The following is a 17,915-nucleotide window of genomic DNA, read 5'->3' as shown; positions in this document are numbered from 1 at the left end:
AATCTGACGGTCATTGTCACGTCCGGAATTCCCCCATGGCGCGGCTCTGGCCTTTGCGTCACGACCCTGCCTCGGGCATGTCCGCGCCCCAGGCAGGACGCCTCTGCGCGCAGCCTTGCAACCAGGCGGGGAAAGCCCTGCGGCAATCCGCTGGCCCCGCGCGCGACACGCTTGTCCCGCTGGTCAATCCCCATGCCCCGCACTAGCTTGACCCGAGGGCGGCGCACGCGCGCGCGCCCCGACGAATTGTTGCCGCCGGATCTGCCCGGCCGAAAAAGGAAGGTGCCGCGCCCGATGACGAAAGCCCTGCGACCCGGCCAGAACCTCTTGCCGCGCCTGCGCAGTTCTGCGCGCTTTCTGGGCTGTGCCCTGCTCTGCCTTCCCCTGGCCCTGCCCTCGCTGCCGCTCGCGGCCGCCGAGGTCAGCCTGTCCGCCGGTGATGGCGAGCTGGCCAAGGCGCTGCGCGGGGCCTCGCTGTCGGTGCAGGCCGAGGCCGATGGCATCGAGGACGCGCAGGAGCTGATCGCCGCCGCGCAGGCCGACTATCGCCGCCTGCTGGCCGCGCTCTACGAGCGGGGCTATTTCTCGGGCGCGATCTCGATCCGCATCGACGGGCGCGAAGCCAGCCGCGTCTCGGCGCTGGACCGCGACGCGCAAGTGGGGCGCATCGAGATCGAGGTCACCCCCGGCCCCCGTTTCAGCTTTGGTGAGGCCCGCGTCGCCCCCGTGCCCGAGGGCACCGTCCTGCCCGAAGGCTTCGCCACCGGCCAGCCCGCGGGCACGATTGTCATGCGCCAGGCCGCAGAGGCGGGCCGCACCGCCTGGGCCGAGCAGGGGCATGCCAAGGCGCGGATCTCGTCGCAGCAGATCACCGCCAACCACGGCACCGAGAAGGTCGATGCGGCCTTCGCCATCTCTCCCGGCCCGCGCCTGACCTTCGGCACCGTCACCCTGTCGGAGGCCGCGACCCAAAGCGCCGTCCGACCCGAGCGGATCCGCCAGATCGCCGGCATCCCCGAGGGAGAGGTCTATTCCCCCACCGAGATCGCCCGCGCCGAGACCCGCCTGCGCCAGGCCGGGGCCTTCGCCTCCGCCGTGGTCACCGAGGCCGAGGAGATCGGCCCCGGCGACACCCTGCCCACCCGGATCGAGGTGCAGGACGCCAAGCCCCGCCGCCTGGGCGCGGGGGCCGAGTATTCCACCACCGACGGGCTGACGCTCTCGGGCTACTGGCTGCACCGCAACCTGCGCGGCGGCGCCGAGCGGCTGCGCTTCGATGCCGAGATCGCGGGCCTGGGCGGCGGCACCGGCGGCATCGATTACGCGCTGTCGACCAGCTACACCTACCCCGCCTTCCGCAACCCCGACCGCAGCCTGGTCTTCGGCCTGAACCTCGCCCGCGAGGATGAGCCCAATTACATCTCGGACATCGCCGAGGTGAACGTCGGCGTCGATCGCTACATCACCGAGACGCTTTCGGCCGATTACGATCTGGGGCTGCGCATCAGCCAGACCGAGGATGCCTCGGGCACCCGCGATTTCACCCACCTGACGCTGAGCACGGGCCTGACCTGGGACAACCGCGACGATGGCACGAACCCCACCGACGGCGCCTATGCCGAGGTCGAGCTGATGCCCTTCGCCGGTCTCTCGGGCACCGCCAGCGGGTTGCGCGCCAGCGCCGACCTGCGCGGCTACCGGGGCTTTGCCGATGACCGCTTCGTGCTGGCGGGCCGGCTGCAGCTCGGCATGCTGGCCGGGCCCTCCATCGCCGAAACCCCCGCCGACTGGCTGTTCTGGTCCGGCGGCGGCGACAGCGTGCGCGGCCAGGGCTACCAGTCGCTTGGCGTGGGCTCGGGGCCGACCGCCACCGGCGGGCGCGGCTTTGCCGCCATCTCGACCGAGCTGCGCGCCCGCATCGGCGAGAGCTGGGGCGCCGCCGCCTTCGTCGACTACGGCTATGTCTCTGCCGACCCGGATCTGTCGGGCGGCGAATGGCAGGGCGGCGCCGGCCTGGGCATCCGCTATTACACCTCCATCGGCCCGATCCGCGCGGATATCGCCGTGCCGGTTACGGGCGCGACCGACTCCGTGTCGGTCTATGTCGGAATTGGACAGAGCTTCTGATGATGCGCCTTCCCCACGCCCGCCGCCTTCTGCCCCTCGCCGCCTGTACGCTCCTGGTGCTCAGCCCGGCTGCCGCCCAGCAAAGCGCGCCCGACGACGATGGCGAGGGCTTCCTGACCCGCACCCTGCAGAACGCCCTTTCCTCGGACGGGATGGAGGTCGACATCACCGGCTTCGAGGGCGCGCTGTCGTCCACGGCGCGGATGGAGCGGCTGACCATCGCCGACGAGCGGGGCATCTGGCTGGACCTGCGCGACGCCGAGCTGGACTGGAACCGCTCTGCCCTGCTGCGCGGGCGGCTCGACGTGACCACCCTGTCGGCGGCAAGTATCACGCTGGAGCGCCTGCCGGAGAGCGAACCAAAGCCCCCCTCGCCCGAGGCCTCGGGTTTCTCGATCCCCGACCTGCCGGTGGCGGTCGAGATCGGAGAATTGCGCATCGGTCGCTTCGAGATGGGCGCGGCCGTGGTCGGCGAAGCCGCGACCCTGTCCCTCGAGGGGGGCGCCCGCCTGGCCGATGGCGGGCTGGACACCAACCTCGACATCGACCGGCTGGACCGCGAGGGGCATATCTCGATCCTCGCCGCCTACGATCCCGAGGGCGAGAGCCTCTCGGTCGATGTCTCGGCCTCCGAACCCCAGGGCGGGCTGATCGCCAACCTGCTGGATCTTCCCGGCGCGCCGGCGGTCGAGCTGACGGCACGCGGCACCGGACCGCTGGATGAATACGACGCCACGCTGCTGCTGGCCACCGATGGCGAGGAACGCCTGAGCGGTGATGTCAGCCTGCGCGGCCGCGACGATGGCGGGCGCGAATTCACCGCCGAACTGGGCGGCGACCTGACCGCGCTGATGGCGCCCGACTACCGCGACTTTCTCGGCACCGACATCGGCCTGACCGCCACCGGCACCGCCGGTGCCGACGGGGCGCTGGACGTGCAGCTCTTCCGCCTGCGCTCGGCTTCGGTGAACCTCGAGGGACAGGTGACGCTGGACGGTGACGGCACGCCCGAGGCCTTTGCGATCCAGGGTCTGATGGCCGCCCCCGACGGGGCCGAACGCCTGACCCTGCCGATGGGAGAGGCGCTTTCGCTGGCCTCCGCCCGGATCGAGGCGCGCTTCGACCGCAGCAGCTCGAACGAGATGACCGGGCGGCTCGAGGCGCTCTCGGCCGCCATGCCGGGCTTTGCCGCCGAAGAACTGGTGCTGGATCTCTCGGGGCCGTTGCGCAAGACCCGCGCCAGCCGGCTGACCCTGGGGCTGGTGGCGCGCGGCCTGCAGGCCGAGGACCCCGCAGTGGGTCGCGCCCTGGGGCCGACCCTGACCGGCTCTGCCGATCTGCGCTTCGGCAATGGCCCGGTGACCGTCGAGGACCTGCGCCTTGCAGGCCAGGCCCTGCAGCTGACCGGCCAGGCCTCCTACGAGGGCACCGGCGCCCAGGCAGACCTGACGCTGGAAGCCAGCGCCGAGATCGCCGATCTGACCGCCTTCGCGCCGCTGACCGGGCTTGACCTGGCCGGGGCCGCAAACCTTGACCTGAACGCCGAGATGCAGCTGCCCGCCGGGACCGGGCGCATCACCGCCTCGGGTCGGGGCGAGGGGCTGGCCACGGGCATCGCCCAGGCCGATGCCCTGCTCTCCACCCCGGCGGAACTGGCGCTCGACGTGACCCGCGACGAGACCGGGATCACCCTGGACGAACTGAGGATCGGCACCGAGGCCATGCAGCTGACCGGCGCGGGCCGCTTCGGCTCGCAGGACGGCACGATCCGCTACGCGCTTGAGCTTGCCGATGCCAACCTGCTGACCGGCGCCGAGGCCACCCCCGCGCCCTTCTCGCTTTCCGGCGAGATCGCCCGCACCGCCACCGAGACCACCCTGACCGCCACCGGCGGCGGCGAGCGGCTGGCGCTTGGCATCGCGGCGCTGGATGACCTTCTGGCCAGCGGGCTCAGCCTGAATGCCAAGGCCACCCTGCCAGACGAGGGCGCCCCCCGCATCGACCAGGCCCTGCTGGCCAACGAGGCGATGCGCCTCTCGGTCGCGGGCCCCCTGCCCGGCCCCGACAGCGACATGGCGCTGGAGCTCGAGGCCTGGCTGGCCAATTCCGGCACCTTCACCGGCGCCACGGGCGGTCCGCTGGAGCTTTCGGGACGCCTGACCGGCCAACCCGACGACCTGCGCGCCCGGCTCTCGGGCGGCGGAGAGGGGCTCGCGACCGGCATCGCGCCGCTGGATGCGCTGCTCGACGGGCAGAGCTCTGTCAGCCTTGACGCCGGCCTTGCGGGCGAGACGGTCACCCTGTCGCGGCTCGACCTGAACACGCCGGGCCTGAGCGCCCGCGCCACCGGCCGGATCGGCGCCGAGACCGCGCTGCAGATCGACGCCCGCCTGCCCGACAGCGGCCTGCCCTTCGGCACCAGCGCCGGACCGCTCTCGCTGGCGGCGACGGTCAGCGGAGAGGGCCCCGCCTATCGCGTCAGCGCCGAGGCACGGGGCAATTCCATCGGCATCGGCAACCCGCAGCTCGACGCGCTCTTCGCGGGCGAGAGCTCGGTGACCGCAGAGCTGCGCCTGGACGAGGCGGGGGTGCTGCAAATCGACAGCGCCGCGCTCTCTTCCGCCGCGCTCGAGGCCAGTGCCTCGGGCCAGGTGGCGGGCAGCGACATCACCCTGGATCTCGACGCCCGGCTCGACAATCTCGCCCGCCTGGCCGAGGGCTTCTCGGGGCCGCTGACCGTGACCGGACGGGTCACGCCGGGGCAGAACGGCGCCCTGGCAGTCGATGCCACGGCGGATGGCCCCGGCGGGTCGCGGGCGCGGGTCAGCGGTGAGGTCGCCCGGCCCGACGGCAGCGTGGCGATCCGCCTTGACGGCTCGGCCCCGCTGGGGCTGGCCAATGCCTTCATCGCGCCGCGCTCCATCGCGGGGCTGGCGCGGTTCGACCTGGCGCTCGACGGCCAGCCGCAGCTATCGGCGCTGTCAGGCCAGGTCAGCCTCTCGGAGGGCCGCCTCGTGGCGCCGGGCCTGGGCCAGGTGATCGACGGGATCAGCGGCAACGTGCAGCTTGCCGGAGGCCGTGCGCGGCTCGACCTGACGGCAGCCCCCTCCGAGGGCGGACGCCTGCGGGTCAGCGGCCCTGTGGCGCTCGAAGCCCCCTATTCCGCCGGTCTCGACGTGGCGCTGGACCGGGTGGTCTTCACCCAGGCCGGGCTGGCCACCACGGTCCTCGACGGGACGCTTTCGCTGACAGGTCCGCTGGCCGGCAATGGCCGGATCGCGGGGCGGATCGGGCTGACCGAGACCGAGATCCGCGTCCCCTCGGGCGGCTTCGGAGGTCAGGAGACGATCCCCGAGATGCGCCACATCGCGGAACCCCGCGCCAGCCGCACCACCCGCGCCCGCGCCGGGCTGACCGGCAGCGACAGCGGCAGCAGCGTGGTCGGCGGCGGCAGCTCCGGCGGCGGTGGCGGGCTGGGGCTGGACATCCGGGTGGTCACCGACAGCTCGGTCTTCATCCGTGGCCGTGGCCTCGATGCCGAGCTGCGCGGTGCGCTGGATATCGGCGGCACCACCGGCGCCCCCCGCCCCGTGGGCCAGTTCGACCTGGTGCGCGGACGGCTGTCGATCCTGACCAAGCGTCTGGATCTCACCGAGGGCCAACTGCGCCTGGCCGGCAGCTTCGAGCCGCTGCTGCATTTCGTGGCCACCTCGCAATCAGGCAGCTACGTCTACTCCATCGCCATCGACGGCACCGCCACGGCGCCCGAGATCGACTTCAGCTCGAACCCCGGCCTGCCCGAGGACGAGATCCTCTCGCAGCTCTTCTTCGACAAGCCCCTGTCGCAGCTCTCGGCGCTGCAGGCCGCGCAGCTTGCCGCGGCGGTGGCCACGCTCACCGGCCAGGGCGGCGACGGCGTGCTGGAACGCCTGCGCGCCTCGACCGGGCTCGACAATCTCGACGTGGCCACCGATGTCGATGGCCAGGCCTCGGTCACGGCAGGCAAGTACCTGAACGAAAACATCTACACCGAAACCGAGATCACCGGCGAAGGCGAAACCAGCCTGTCGATCAACCTCGACCTGACCGACAACATCCGCGCCAAGGGCTCGGTCGACAGCACCGGCGACACCGGGCTGGGGGTGTTCTTCGAGAAGGACTATTGAGGAAGGGCCCAGGTTGTCAGGGGAAGGGGGCGCTGCCCCCCTTGAGCCCTCGCGGGCTCAATTCCCCCCGGAGTATTTTCAGCCTGGTGATGCAGCGGGACGGCACCTGAATGGCACCCGACTTTTCCCTTGAGAGCGTGCAAGCCCGATGACGAAAGGGCGGGTGCCAACCTGCCATGGCCTGTCTCATCACCAAGCTGAAAATACTCCGGGGGAGTCGCCCCTGGCGACGGGGGCAGAGCCCCCTCCCCGCCCTATGCCTCGCCGGCGATCTGATCGTAGAGATGCCAGGTCGCGTGCCCCAGCCAGGGCAGCACGAGGAACAGCCCCAGGAAGCCCGGCAGCAGGGCCAGGAAGGTCAGCGCGACGATCAGCGCGGCCCAGGTCAGCATCGGGCCGGGGCTGGCGGTGACCGTGCCGAAACTGGTGATCATCGCGGTGACGAAGTCCACCTCGCGGTCCAGCAACAGCGGCAGGGCCACTACGGTGATCATGTAGAGCAGCAGCGCGAAGCCCGCCCCCACCACCGAGCCGAAGGCCAGCATCGACAGCCCCTCTGCCGTCAGGAAGACGGCGAAGGAGCTCGAGACATTGGTCATCACCGAGAGCCCCAGGAAGAGGGCAAAGATCATGTGGCCGAGGAAGAACCAGAACAGCAGCAGGAAGATGATGATGGCGCAGAGCGAGGGCAGCTGTCGGCGCGACTGGCGCAGCACCACGGTCAGCACCGCGCGGCGGCTCAGCGGCTGGCCGCGCTCCAGCCTGCGCGAGACCTCGTAGAGACCGACCGCCGCGAAGGGGCCCGCCAGCGGGAAGGAGAGCGCGGCGAAGATCAGCCAGTAGCTTTGCCCCGTGGCCAGGGTCACCCAGGCCAGGGCCCAGCCGATCAGCACGTAGACCGAGGCAAAGAAGAGCCCCCAGAGCGGCGCGCGCCTGAAATCGGCCCAGCCCCGGCGCAGCGCCTCGCGCAGCATCGCCCCGGTCACCCTGCGCATCTCGGGCAGCCCCTCGCGGGGCGCCTCATCGGCAATGAACTCCATCCTGTCCTCCCTCTGGCGCCCCTCCCCCCGGAGCGCTCGGTCCGGCAATCTTGCCCCCGCCTGCGCCCGCCGATCAAGCCCGGCTTGAGGTGCGATGCGACAGGCTTGCCCGGCACCAGGCGCCGCGCCCGCGATGCGGCTTTCCGCGATGCGCTGGAAAAGCAATACGGCGTGCCCGCCGGGGTGGTCATTGCCATCCATGGAATGGAAAGCGGCTTTGACCAGTTCTTCGGCAAGGACCCAGTGATCAGCTCTGGCGCGACCACCGCTCATGATTGCCGCCGCTCCGCGTTTTTCAGCCGGCATTTCCTGGCAGCCCTGGAATTTGTCGATCGCGGCTGGCTTGATCCGAATGCCATTGGCGCCGCGCATGGGAGATCGGCCATGCGCAATTCCTGGCAGGCAATGTGCTGGAACATGGCCGCGACGGAAATGGCGACGGCCGTGTCGATCTCCATGAGCCCGACGATGCGCTGACCTCAACCGCCCAAAACCTGGCGCAGAAGGGCAGGCGACGCTTTCGGCCCTACGACGAGGGCACGGCGAACGTCAGGATCTTGAACGAATGGAATGCGGCGACCGTCTTACAGGGGGCCATTGCCTGTGCGGCGGCCAGGATCGACGGCTGAACCTCTGAACGCAAGGACCCGGCAGCTGGCTTGCGTGGCGCAGGCGCGACCGGGTTCCGTTCATCGAGAACATGAGCACCCGACGGCAGACCGCACGTCGGAGGCTCCGGCAGGTCAGTTGGCGCGCAGCATCCGGGCGAGCTTGCGACGGGTATCGGCCAGCAGATCCTCGGCATCGTTCAGCTGGTGGTGGCGGGCATAGGCGTGCAGGTCCTCAAGCACGTCCAGCATCCAGCCGGAGCCTTCGACACTGCCTTCGGGGAACGAGCGGGTCCAGTCCGTGTCAGCCGGCTGGGCCTCCCTGGTGGTATCTGCGGGAGTACGGAATTCCGCCGTAATCAAAGTTTTCTGTCTCATTGCTCCGCCTTTCTGGCTACGTCGCGCATTCGGAAGGGGAGCCCGCTCCAAATGCGAAAGTGATTAACAACACAAAGCACGACGCCAAAATTACCGGGCCGTACCCTTTCAGATATGCTGTGCGGAGATTGGATCAGGCAAGCTGAAACGGGCGGGAAGCTGCTTGCACCCGCTCTGATAAACTAATTGTTATCGGACAAGCCCGATGAACTCAATCATGGCGAGAGTTGCCCCGCGCGTGAGTTCCGTATCGGTAATCCGCGCGTTCTCCCCCATATGGGGGAGATTCGCGCAATGCCCTTATTCCGCAGAGGCCTCGGCGCGGCTCTTGCCCGAGAGGTTCATCGCCAGCGTCGCGGCCATGAAACCGTCGAGCGCCCCGTCAAGCACCCCGGAGGTGTCCGAGGTCTCGTGGTTGGTGCGCAGGTCCTTCACCATCTGGTAGGGCTGCAGCACGTAGGAGCGGATCTGGTTGCCCCAGCCGGCGGACCCCTTGTTCTCGTGCGCCTCGTTGATCGAGGCGGTGCGCCGGTCGAGCTCCAGCTGGTAGAGGCGCGACTTCAGGGCCTTCATGGCGATGTCGCGGTTCTGGTGCTGCGACTTCTCGGAAGAGGTCACGACGATGCCCGTGGGGTGGTGGGTGATCCGCACCGCGGAGTCGGTGGTGTTGACGTGCTGACCGCCAGCGCCCGAGGAGCGATAGGTGTCGATACGGATATCGGCGGGGTTCACCTCGATCTCGATATTGTCGTCAACCACCGGGTAGACCCAGACGGAGGCGAAGGAGGTCTCGCGGGTGCCCTTGCCGAAGGGCGAGATCCGGACCAGGCGGTGCACACCCGATTCCGACTTCAGCCAGCCATAGGCGTTGTGACCCGAGATCTTGTAGGCGCAGGACTTGATGCCCGCTTCGCTGCCCGCTTCCTCGGATTGCAGCTCGACCTTGTAGCCGCGCTTCTCGGCCCAGCGGACATACATCCGCTGCAGCATGGAGGCCCAGTCGCAGGCCTCGGTGCCACCGGCGCCGGCGTTGATTTCCAGGAAGGTGTCGTTGCTGTCGGCCTCGCCGTTGAGAAGCGCTTCCAGCTCCTTCTCGGCGGCCTTGTCGCGCAGGGCACGCAGGGCCTCTTCGGCCTCTGTGACGACCTCTTCGTCCTCTTCCATCTCGCCCAGCTCGATCAGGTCGATATTGTCCTGAAGCTCTTGCTTGAGCGCATCATGGGTGGCGATGGAATCGACCAGCGCCTGACGGTCACGCATCAGCGCCTGGGCCTTGGCCGGGTCGTCCCAGAGGTTGGGATCCTCGACGCGGGCATTGAACTCTTCCAGCCGGTGCTGGGCCGTCTCCCAGTCCATCCGCTGGCGCAGCAGCTCCAGGGACTTCTCGACTTCGGCAACAATGTTCTGGGCCTCGGCGCGCATTGCGGTTCCTTCTCGACTTTGCCTGCGGGGTTTATCTCAAGGGCGGAAGCGGGACAAGGGAGCGCATGGCACCCTCGCGCCACGCCTGCCTAGGCAGCACTTGCGGCACCCGGTCAGGGGGGGCGCTGCCCCCGGCTCCTGCGGAGCCTCCCCCGGAGTATTTTCAGCTTGGTGATGGATCAGGAAAGACAGAGCCCGGAGGGGCGACCCAGGTCTGCCGATGAGCGTGCCACGCCCCCGGTGGCAGACGTAGGCCGCCTTTCCGGGTGCCGTCCTGCTGCATCACCAGGCTGGAAGTACTCCGGGGGGAATTGAGCCCGCCAGGGCTCAAGGGGGGCAGCGCCCCCCTGCCCGGCCTACGTCAGTAGAGCCCGCCGGAGGAGAGCGCGCCGAAGCCCGCCTTGGGCCCGATGGTCGCCTTCTCGCCGGTCGAGGTGATGACCTGCTGCTGCCCCTGTGCGCCCTGGCCCACTTCCTCGAAGAGCGGCAGGTCGGAGCCCATGGCAAAGCCGCCGTCATAGAAGATGCCGAAGATCGGCTCTTCGCCGTCGCGGAAGTACTCGGCCACCACGTTGGCACCCGAGGCCTCCGGCCCCAGGCGGGCGCCGGTGTAGCGGTCGATCTTGATGAAGTGGCCACCCTCGGGCACCTCGAAGGGACCGCCGCCGAACTTCTGCACCGCCTCGGTCATGAACTCCTGGAAGACGGGGCCGCAGAGCGTGCCGCCGTAGCCGCGTCCGCCCAGCATGGGACGGGGGGTGTCATAACCGATGTAGCACCCGGCGACGATGTTCGAGGTGAAGCCGATGAACCAGGCATCGCGGGCCTCGTTGGTGGTGCCGGTCTTGCCGGCGGTCGGCACCGGCAGCTTGACCACCGAGGCGGCGGTGCCGCGCTGCACCACGCCCTGCATCATCGAGGTCAGCTGGTAGGCGGTGATCGCGTTCATCACCCGCTGGCGGTTCGAGCGGATCACCGGGCTGCGCGCCGGCGGCAACGACAGGTCGGCGCAATCGACGCAGACCCGCTGGTCATGGCGATAGATCGTCTTGCCGTAGCGGTCCTGCACCCGGTCCACCAGGGTGGGTTCGACCCGCTCGCCGCCATTGGCGAACATCGCATAGGCCGCGACCATCCGGTAAAGCGTGGTCTCCTCGGCGCCCAGGGAGTTGGCCAGGTAGGGGGACATGTCCTCGTAGACGCCAAAGCGCTCGGCATAGGCCGCGACCACATCCATCGAGACCTCGCGCGCCAGGCGGATGGTCATCAGGTTACGCGATTGCTCGATGCCGGTGCGCAGGGGCGTCGGGCCGTAGAACTTGTTCGAGGAGTTCTTCGGCCGCCAGACACCCTCGGCGGTCTCGATCTCGATCGGGGCGTCGATGACGATGGTGGCGGGCGTATAGCCGCTGTCCAGCGCCGAGGCATAGACGAAGGGCTTGAAGCTGGAGCCCGGCTGGCGCCGCGCCTGGGTGGCACGGTTGAAGACCGAATCCTGGTAGGAGAACCCGCCCTGCATGGCGATCACCCGGCCGTTGTTGACATCCATGGCCATGAAGCCGCCCTGGACCTCGGGGACCTGGCGCAGCGACCAGTGATCGAACCCGCCATCCGCGGTCAGCGCTTCCCGCACCAGCACCACGTCGCCTTCCGAGAAGTTCTCGAAGAAGTCGCCCTTCATCCAGCCGATGTCGCTGCGCGGCACCACGCTGCCACGGGGATCATCCAGCGCCACGCCCTCGATCCCCAGGCGCAGCTGCTGCGCCTCGACGCCCAGCACCACGGCGGGCAGCCATTCCCCGCCCAGGTCGATGTCACGCGGCACTTCCGCAGAGGCCAGCGCCTCGCGCCAGGCCTGCTCGGAGTCGAGCGCCGCCGCGGGCAGCTCCTTGCCCGTCCCGCGCCAAACCTTCAGCGAGCGGTCGAATTCCTCCAGCTTGTGGCGCAGCGCCCGCGCGGCCACCTTCTGCATGCCCGGATCGACCGTGGCGCGCACGGTGAAACCGCCCGAGAAGAATTCCTCTTCGCCGAAATCGCTCGAGAGCTGGCGGCGGATCTCGTCGGTGAAATAGTCACGCGGCGGCAGGTTGTCGCGGTAAGGCTCGAAGTCGCCGGCCTGGACCGACCGCAGCGGCAGCTTGACCTCGGCCTCGTAGGTGGCCTCGTCGATATAGCCGTTCTCCATCATCTCGCGCAGCACGTAGTTGCGGCGCTGCGTGACGCGCTCCTTGGCGCGCACCGGGTGATAGCGCCCCGGCGCCTGCGGCATGGCGGCCAGCATGGCGGCCTCGTGGGGGGCGAGCTCGGTCAGGGTCTTGTTGAAATAGACCCGCGCGGCGGCGGTGACGCCGTAGGAGTTCTGGCCCAGGAAGATCTCGTTCAGGTAGATGCCCAGGATCTCGTCCTTGGGCAGGCTCTCGACCAGGCGGGAGGCCAGGATGACCTCCTTCACCTTGCGTTCGATCTTGCGGTCGCCCGACAGGAAGAGGTTCTTGGCCACCTGCTGCGGGATGGTCGAGGCGCCGCGCACGCTCTGGCCGCGCGACTTCACCGCTTCGACCAGGGCCGCCGCGATGCCGCGCACGTCGTAGCCGGCGTGGGTGTAGAAATTCTTGTCCTCCGCCGAGATGAAGGCGAACTTGATCAGGTCGGGGATCTCGTCGGTGGGGGTGTAGAGACGCTGTTCGCGGGCGAATTCGTCGATGAGCTGCCCCTCGCCCGAGTAGATCCGGCTGATCGACTTGGGCTGGTAGCGCGCCAGCGCCTCGTGGCTGGGCAGGTCACGGCCATAGACCCAGAAGATCGCGCCGATCGACAGGGCAATCACCAGCAGCGCCGCGGTGACGAAGGTGAAAATCCCACCCAGGAAGGAAAGTACGAATCTGATCACGCGCCCGAGCCTCGTTGGTTGAGGCGACCATATAGCCCGCCCCCCGCCTCCGGTCAAAACACATAGGCTGTTATCCCGCCCGGTGGCGGCTTGATGCGACAAGTATTTCGGGGGCTATTTCAGCCGCAGCGGGGCCAGGGTGTCATCGGCGATCTTCCAGGCCAGGATGCCGTCGCGCAGCGCGCTGGCAAGACGCGCGCGGAAGGCCGCATCCAGCAGGTTCTCGCGGTCGCGCTTCGACGACAGGAACCCCAGCTCGACCAGCACCGAAGGCACATCCGGGGCCTTCAGCACCGAATAGCCCGCCGCCCGGCGCGGCCTGGTATTGAGCGGCAGCCCCTCGCTGCGCAGCGACAGCACCAGCGCGTCGGCAAGCCGTTCGCTGCGGGGCTGGGTCTCGGTGCGGGCAAGGTCCATCAGCACGCCCGCGATCTCGTCATCGCTGCGGCTCAGGTCGATGCCCGCCAGCAGGTCGCCGCGGTCGTGGCGCTCGGCCAGCAGGCGGCTGGCCTCGTCGCTGGCCTCGCGTGACAGGGTGTGGACCGTGGTGCCGAGCGCGCGCCCCGAGGACAGCGCATCGGCGTGGAGCGAGACGAAGAGGTCGGCGCCCGCCGCATGGGCCATGGCCACCCGCCCCTCGAGCGAGACGAAGATATCCTCGTCACGGGTCAGGAAGACCTCGGCGCCCGAGCGGATCAGCAGGTCGCGCAACTCGCGGGCGAAGGTCAGCATCAATGGCGCCTCGACCACGCCTTCACGTTCGGCGCCCGGATCGATGCCGCCATGGCCGGGGTCCAGCATGATGCGCAGCGGCGCATCGGGGTCCCGCGCCGGGGCCGGCAGCGCGCGTGGCTCGAGATCCCAGGCGCTGCCCGCGGGCAGGCCGGCACCGGCAGCGAAGGTCTCGGCACTGACCGGGGTGAATCGCGCGCCCATCAGGGCGGCGCCGCTCTCGCGGTCGACATGCATGTCGGCGCGCTGAAGGGCCAGCGGTTCCTTCACCTCGATCACCATGCGCGACCAGCCGGGGCGGAAGGGCCCCATGGCCACCGAGCTTGCGATGTCGGAATTGAGCAGAACCTTGGGATCGACCCCGCGCCAGTCGACCTCGCGGAAATCCAGCACCAGGCGGCGCGGGTCCTCGAGCGTGAAGATCCGGTAGGGCACCCCCTGACTGAGCGAGAGCGTCACCTCCAGCGCGCCGCGCCGGTCACGGATCTCGCTGCCGCCGGGGGCCACGGTGGCCAGGCCAGAGAAGTCCTGCGCCCCGCCCTGCCCCGGCAGCCCGAGGACCAGCGCCAGCACCAGTGCTGCGCATATCCGCCCGAGAGCTGCCACCGCCCGCCTGCTGCCTGTCATCTGCTTCGCCTCTTTTATCGTCGCCACCCTAGCCGATCCGGCGCCGGCGTCGAACCCCCGATGACCCGCCCCGGCGAGGCCCCGCGCCCTGCCCTTCCCAAATACCCCCTGATCCTGATAAATTGCCGATAAATCATCGCCGAAAGAGGGTTCCATGTCCGACAGCCGCCGCATCGTCTCGTCCCGCCACCTTGCTGAAGGGGAAGGCTGGGAGGCCTCGGAATTCGAATACGGGCTGATCATCGCCTATAACGCCTTCACCCGCTGGATGCAGCGCTGCATGACGGCGGCGGGCATGCCCGAACTGTCACCGCTTGAAATCCTGGTGCTGCACAACACCAATTCGCGTGGCCGCGAGAAGCGCCTGACCGACATCTGCTTCATCCTCAACATCGAGGACAGCCATACGGTGAACTACGCCCTGCGCAAGCTGCTGAAGCTGGGCCTGCTGGAAAACGAGAAACGCGGCAAGGAGGTCTTCTACAAGACCTCCCCCGCCGGGCTGGCGCTCTGCATGGCCTACCAGAAGATCCGCGAGCAATGCCTTCTGGGCACCCTGCCCACCACCGGCTACGACGGCGAGGAACTGCGCCGCATCGCCGCCGCCCTGCGCGGCATGTCGGGGCTCTACGACCAGGCCAGCCGCGCCGCCGCCTCTCTCTGACCGCCCGCCCGGAAGCGACCGGGAAAGGTGAGTATTTGTGGCCTGGTGATGAGGTGGGACGGAGCCTGAAAGGCGCCCTACTTTCCCATTGAGGGCGTGCACCCTCTCGGCGGAAAAGTAGGGTGCCGGCAAACGCCCCTGCCAATCGTCATCACCAGGCTGAAAATACTCCGGGGGGCCGCGTCAGCGGCGGGGCGGAGCCCCCGGCCTGGCCTCTTCAGGTCCTTAACGCCGCCCGAAGGCACCGCGCGCCCGGCACCGACGTGATACCGACGTGATACAGACAGGATACCGACGCGCCACAGACGGGGTTTCGGGGCCGGTTCCCCGGCCCCGCATTGCTCAGCGATTGGCCATGGCCTCGGGCAGCCAGGTGACCAGTCCGGGGAAGACCGAGATCAGCAGCACCGCCAGCAGCAACAGCCCGAAAAAGGGCAGCGCGGCCTTGGCGACGCGCAGGATATCCACCCCCGTCAGCCCCTGGATGACAAAGAGATTGAAGCCCACGGGTGGGGTGATCTGGCTCATTTCCACCACCAGCACCAGGTAGATGCCGAACCACATCGGGTCGATCCCCACCGCCTCTACCATCGGCAGGATGATCGAGGTGGTCAGCACCACCACAGAGATCCCGTCGAGGAAGCAGCCCAGCACGATGAAGAAGATCGTCAGCGCGACCAGAAGCGCCGCGGGCGAGAGCTCCATCCCGCCGATCCAGGCCGCCAGGTTCCGGGGGATTCCGGTGAAGCCCATGGCGATGGCCAGGAAGGCCGCGCCCATCAGGATGAAGGCGATCATGCAGGAGGTGCGGGTGGCCGACATCAACGCCTCGCGGAAGCTCGTCCAGTTGAACCCGCCCGAGGCGAAGGCCAGCAGGGTCGACAGGATCACCCCCACGGCGGCGGCATCGGTGGGCGAGGCCACGCCCGAGTAGATCGACCCGATGACGCCGAGGATCAGCAGCATCACCGGGATCAGGCGCCGCGAGGCATGCAGTTTCTCACGCAGGGTGAAGCTCTGGCTTTCCTCGGGGATGATCGAGGGCGAGAGCATGGCACGCAGGCTGACGTAGCCTCCGAAGAGCGCCACCAGCATGATGCCCGGCAGCACGCCGGCCATGAAGAGCCGCGCGATGCTCTGCTCGGTCGCCACGCCGTAGACGATCAGGATGATCGAGGGCGGGATCAGGAAGCCCAGGGTGGCAGAGCCCGCCAGGGTGCCCAGGATCAGGCTTTGCGGATAGCCGCGCTCGGTCAGCTCGGGCACCGACATGCGCCCGATGGTGGCCGCCGTGGCCGCCGAAGAGCCCGAGACGGCGGCGAAGATGGCGCAGCCCAGCACGTTGACATGCAGCAGCCGCCCCGGCACCCGGCCGAGCCAGGGCGCGAGGCCCGAGAACATGTCCTGGGACAGGCGTGATCGCAACAGGATCTCGCCCATCAGGATGAAGAGCGGCAGCGAGGCCAGCGACCAGGAATGCGAATGGCCCCAGAGGCTTGTGGCCAGCACCAGGCCCTGGGGGGCATTGGCGAAGAAGGTCATGGCAAAGAGCGCCAGGGCCAGCAGCGAGACCGCGACCCAGGTGCCCGCGGCGAGCATCACCAGCAGCACGGCGAGCAGGATCGAGAAGATGAGGGGATCGGACATCAGGCTTCTCCCGCGTCGGCGATGACCGGGCGGCGGGCCCGCAGGCTCTCGACCAGCGTATCGAGGAAGGCCAGGGTCAGCAGTACCAGCCCGGCATCCATGAAGAGCTGCGGAATCCACAGCGGCACCGCCACGATGCCCGAGGACATGTCGCCATAATCCCAGCTCTCGTGGGTGAGGCTTATGGCATAGCGCGTGGCATAGGCCGAAAGCGCGGTGGCCAGCGCCAGGGTCAGCAGCTCAAGCCCCCAGGTCGCACGGGGATTGAGCCGCGAGATCAGCAGGTTGACGCGGATATGCACGCCCGAGCGCAGGGTATGGGCCAGGGCCATGAAACTGGCCGCGGCCAGGAAGAACCCGGCGAAATCGGCATAGGAAGGGATGGTATAGGACCAGGCCGGGCCACCGACCCGCGCCAGGATGTTCAGGCCGACCTGCGCTGCGACCAGCAGGCAGATGGCAAGGATGGCCAGGGCGGCCACGGCGCCTCCGGCCAGGTAGAGCGTATCGAGCAGGCGCCGGATCATTTCGCCCCCATGATCTGTCGGGAAAGGAAGGGCCCCGCCGGAAGAGCGGGGCCCGCGAAAGGCTTACTCGGCCTCGTAGTCGGCCAGAACCTTCTGGCCTGCCTCGGAGGCAGAGGTCTTCCAGTCTTCCATCATGGTCGCGCCGATGTCCTTGAGACCGGACATCAGTTCGTCCGAGGGGGTGACGATGGCCATGCCGTTCTCGGCCATGACGGCCTTCTTGGCGTCGGCCTCGGCAACGGACATTTCCCAGCCGCGGGTCTCGGCTTCGGCAGCGGCTTCCAGCACGGCGGCCTGCACGTCTTCGGGCAGACGGTCGAACATGCGCTTGTTCACCACGACGATGTTCTTCGGCAGCCAGGCGTCGACGGCGGTATAGGTGGACACGAAGTCCCAGGCCTTGGAGTTCGCGCCGGTCGAGGGCGAGGTCATCATGGCGTCGACCTGGCCGGTCGAGAAGGCCTGCGGGATGTCGGGGGCTTCGACCTGCACCGGGGCGGCCTTGGCCAGCTGGGCGAACTTCTCGAGCGCCGCGTTATAGGCGCGGAAGCGCAGACCGGCGAGGTCGTCGACCGTTAGCACTTCCTCTTCAGTGTAAAGACCCTGGGCAGGCCACGGCACCGAGAAGAGCGGCATCAGGTCCTGCTCGGCGAAGAGCTCGGTGATCACCGGCTTCTGCGCGGACCAGAGCTTTTCGGCCTCTTCGTAGGAAGCTGCCAGGAAGGGCTGGCTGTCGACGCCGAAGGCCGCGTCCTCGTTGGACAGGGTCGACAGGAAGAACTCGCCGATCGGCACCTGGCGCGAGCGGACGGCGTTCTTGATCTCGCCGTGGGGGAAGAGCGAGCCCGCGGAGTGGACCTCGATCTCAAGCGCGCCTTCGGTGGCCTCGGCCACGTCGGCGGCGAACTCGCGGATGTTGACGGTGTGGAAGGTGGTGTCGCCGTAGGGGACCGGCATGTTCCAGGTCTCGGCGACTGCCGGAGCGGCAAGGGCAAGGGCAGAGACCGCTGCAGCGGTCAGGGATTTGGCAAAACGGTTCACTTTCAGGTCCTCCTGTGGACATATCGACCCGTATCTGACGCACGGG

Annotated in this window: 13 protein-coding genes; 5 read left to right on the top strand and 8 right to left on the bottom strand. The window is 68.6% G+C overall.

The window, feature by feature from the left end:
• Window positions 1-294: 294 nt before the first annotated feature.
• Both CRO50_RS07590 and CRO50_RS07585 read left to right on the top strand, forming a co-directional pair.
• Window positions 295-2,127 (top strand): autotransporter assembly complex protein TamA, encoded by a 1,833-nt coding sequence (locus tag CRO50_RS07590; RefSeq protein WP_097145265.1) that lies wholly within the window; start codon window positions 295-297, stop codon window positions 2,125-2,127.
• Window positions 2,127-6,293: a translocation/assembly module TamB domain-containing protein gene (locus tag CRO50_RS07585; protein WP_097145264.1), complete on the top strand. Its 4,167-nt coding sequence runs from the start codon at window positions 2,127-2,129 to the stop codon at window positions 6,291-6,293. The genes CRO50_RS07590 and CRO50_RS07585 overlap by 1 nt, the downstream gene beginning before the upstream one ends.
• Window positions 6,294-6,547: 254 nt before the next feature.
• Here the strand turns inward: CRO50_RS07585 and CRO50_RS07580 are convergent, their stop codons facing one another.
• Window positions 6,548-7,333, bottom strand: a complete 786-nt coding sequence (locus tag CRO50_RS07580) for a DUF2189 domain-containing protein (RefSeq protein ID WP_097145263.1) — start codon at window positions 7,331-7,333, stop codon at window positions 6,548-6,550.
• 105 nt (window positions 7,334-7,438) lie between these two features.
• Here CRO50_RS07580 and CRO50_RS20505 point away from each other — a divergent pair, with 105 nt between their 5' ends.
• Both CRO50_RS20505 and CRO50_RS20500 read left to right on the top strand, forming a co-directional pair.
• Entirely contained in the window at window positions 7,439-7,810 is a 372-nt protein-coding gene (locus CRO50_RS20505) for a lytic murein transglycosylase (protein WP_332835693.1), read from the top strand.
• Window positions 7,741-7,962, top strand: a complete 222-nt coding sequence (locus CRO50_RS20500; RefSeq protein ID WP_332835694.1) for a lytic murein transglycosylase — start codon at window positions 7,741-7,743, stop codon at window positions 7,960-7,962. The genes CRO50_RS20505 and CRO50_RS20500 overlap by 70 nt, the downstream gene beginning before the upstream one ends.
• 114 nt (window positions 7,963-8,076) lie before the next feature.
• On the opposite strand, the gene CRO50_RS19905 is transcribed toward CRO50_RS20500, so the two are convergent.
• The 4 genes from CRO50_RS19905 to CRO50_RS07560 form a co-directional block, all read right to left on the bottom strand.
• Entirely contained in the window at window positions 8,077-8,319 is a 243-nt protein-coding gene (locus CRO50_RS19905; protein ID WP_143516872.1) for a hypothetical protein, read from the bottom strand.
• Between the two features lie 300 nt (window positions 8,320-8,619).
• The gene (gene prfB / locus CRO50_RS07570; protein WP_097145262.1) at window positions 8,620-9,741 is read right to left on the bottom strand and encodes a peptide chain release factor 2; all 1,122 of its coding nucleotides are present in this window, start codon (window positions 9,739-9,741) and stop codon (window positions 8,620-8,622) included.
• A 361-nt stretch (window positions 9,742-10,102) separates the two neighbouring features.
• Entirely contained in the window at window positions 10,103-12,631 is a 2,529-nt protein-coding gene (locus CRO50_RS07565) for a penicillin-binding protein 1A (RefSeq protein ID WP_097145261.1), read from the bottom strand.
• A gap of 114 nt (window positions 12,632-12,745) precedes the next feature.
• Window positions 12,746-13,990 (bottom strand): N-acetylmuramoyl-L-alanine amidase, encoded by a 1,245-nt coding sequence (locus CRO50_RS07560; protein ID WP_097145260.1) that lies wholly within the window; start codon window positions 13,988-13,990, stop codon window positions 12,746-12,748.
• Window positions 13,991-14,144: 154 nt separating this feature from the next.
• Here CRO50_RS07560 and CRO50_RS07555 point away from each other — a divergent pair, with 154 nt between their 5' ends.
• Entirely contained in the window at window positions 14,145-14,654 is a 510-nt protein-coding gene (locus CRO50_RS07555; protein ID WP_097145259.1) for a winged helix DNA-binding protein, read from the top strand.
• Between the two features lie 342 nt (window positions 14,655-14,996).
• Here the strand turns inward: CRO50_RS07555 and CRO50_RS07550 are convergent, their stop codons facing one another.
• The 3 genes from CRO50_RS07550 to CRO50_RS07540 all read right to left on the bottom strand — a co-directional run bounded on the left by CRO50_RS07550 (window position 14,997) and on the right by CRO50_RS07540 (window position 17,869).
• The gene (locus tag CRO50_RS07550) at window positions 14,997-16,301 is read right to left on the bottom strand and encodes a TRAP transporter large permease (RefSeq protein ID WP_097145258.1); all 1,305 of its coding nucleotides are present in this window, start codon (window positions 16,299-16,301) and stop codon (window positions 14,997-14,999) included.
• Window positions 16,301-16,828 (bottom strand): TRAP transporter small permease subunit, encoded by a 528-nt coding sequence (locus tag CRO50_RS07545; RefSeq protein WP_097145257.1) that lies wholly within the window; start codon window positions 16,826-16,828, stop codon window positions 16,301-16,303. The genes CRO50_RS07550 and CRO50_RS07545 overlap by 1 nt, the downstream gene beginning before the upstream one ends.
• Window positions 16,829-16,891: 63 nt before the next feature.
• Window positions 16,892-17,869, bottom strand: a complete 978-nt coding sequence (locus CRO50_RS07540) for a TRAP transporter substrate-binding protein (RefSeq protein WP_097145256.1) — start codon at window positions 17,867-17,869, stop codon at window positions 16,892-16,894.
• Window positions 17,870-17,915 lie beyond the last annotated feature (46 nt).

It is taken from the genome of Pseudooceanicola antarcticus (genome assembly GCF_900215355.1).
Classification (GTDB): Bacteria; Pseudomonadota; Alphaproteobacteria; order Rhodobacterales; family Rhodobacteraceae; genus Pseudooceanicola; species Pseudooceanicola antarcticus.
This window is presented reverse-complemented; position numbering and strand designations above follow the sequence as displayed.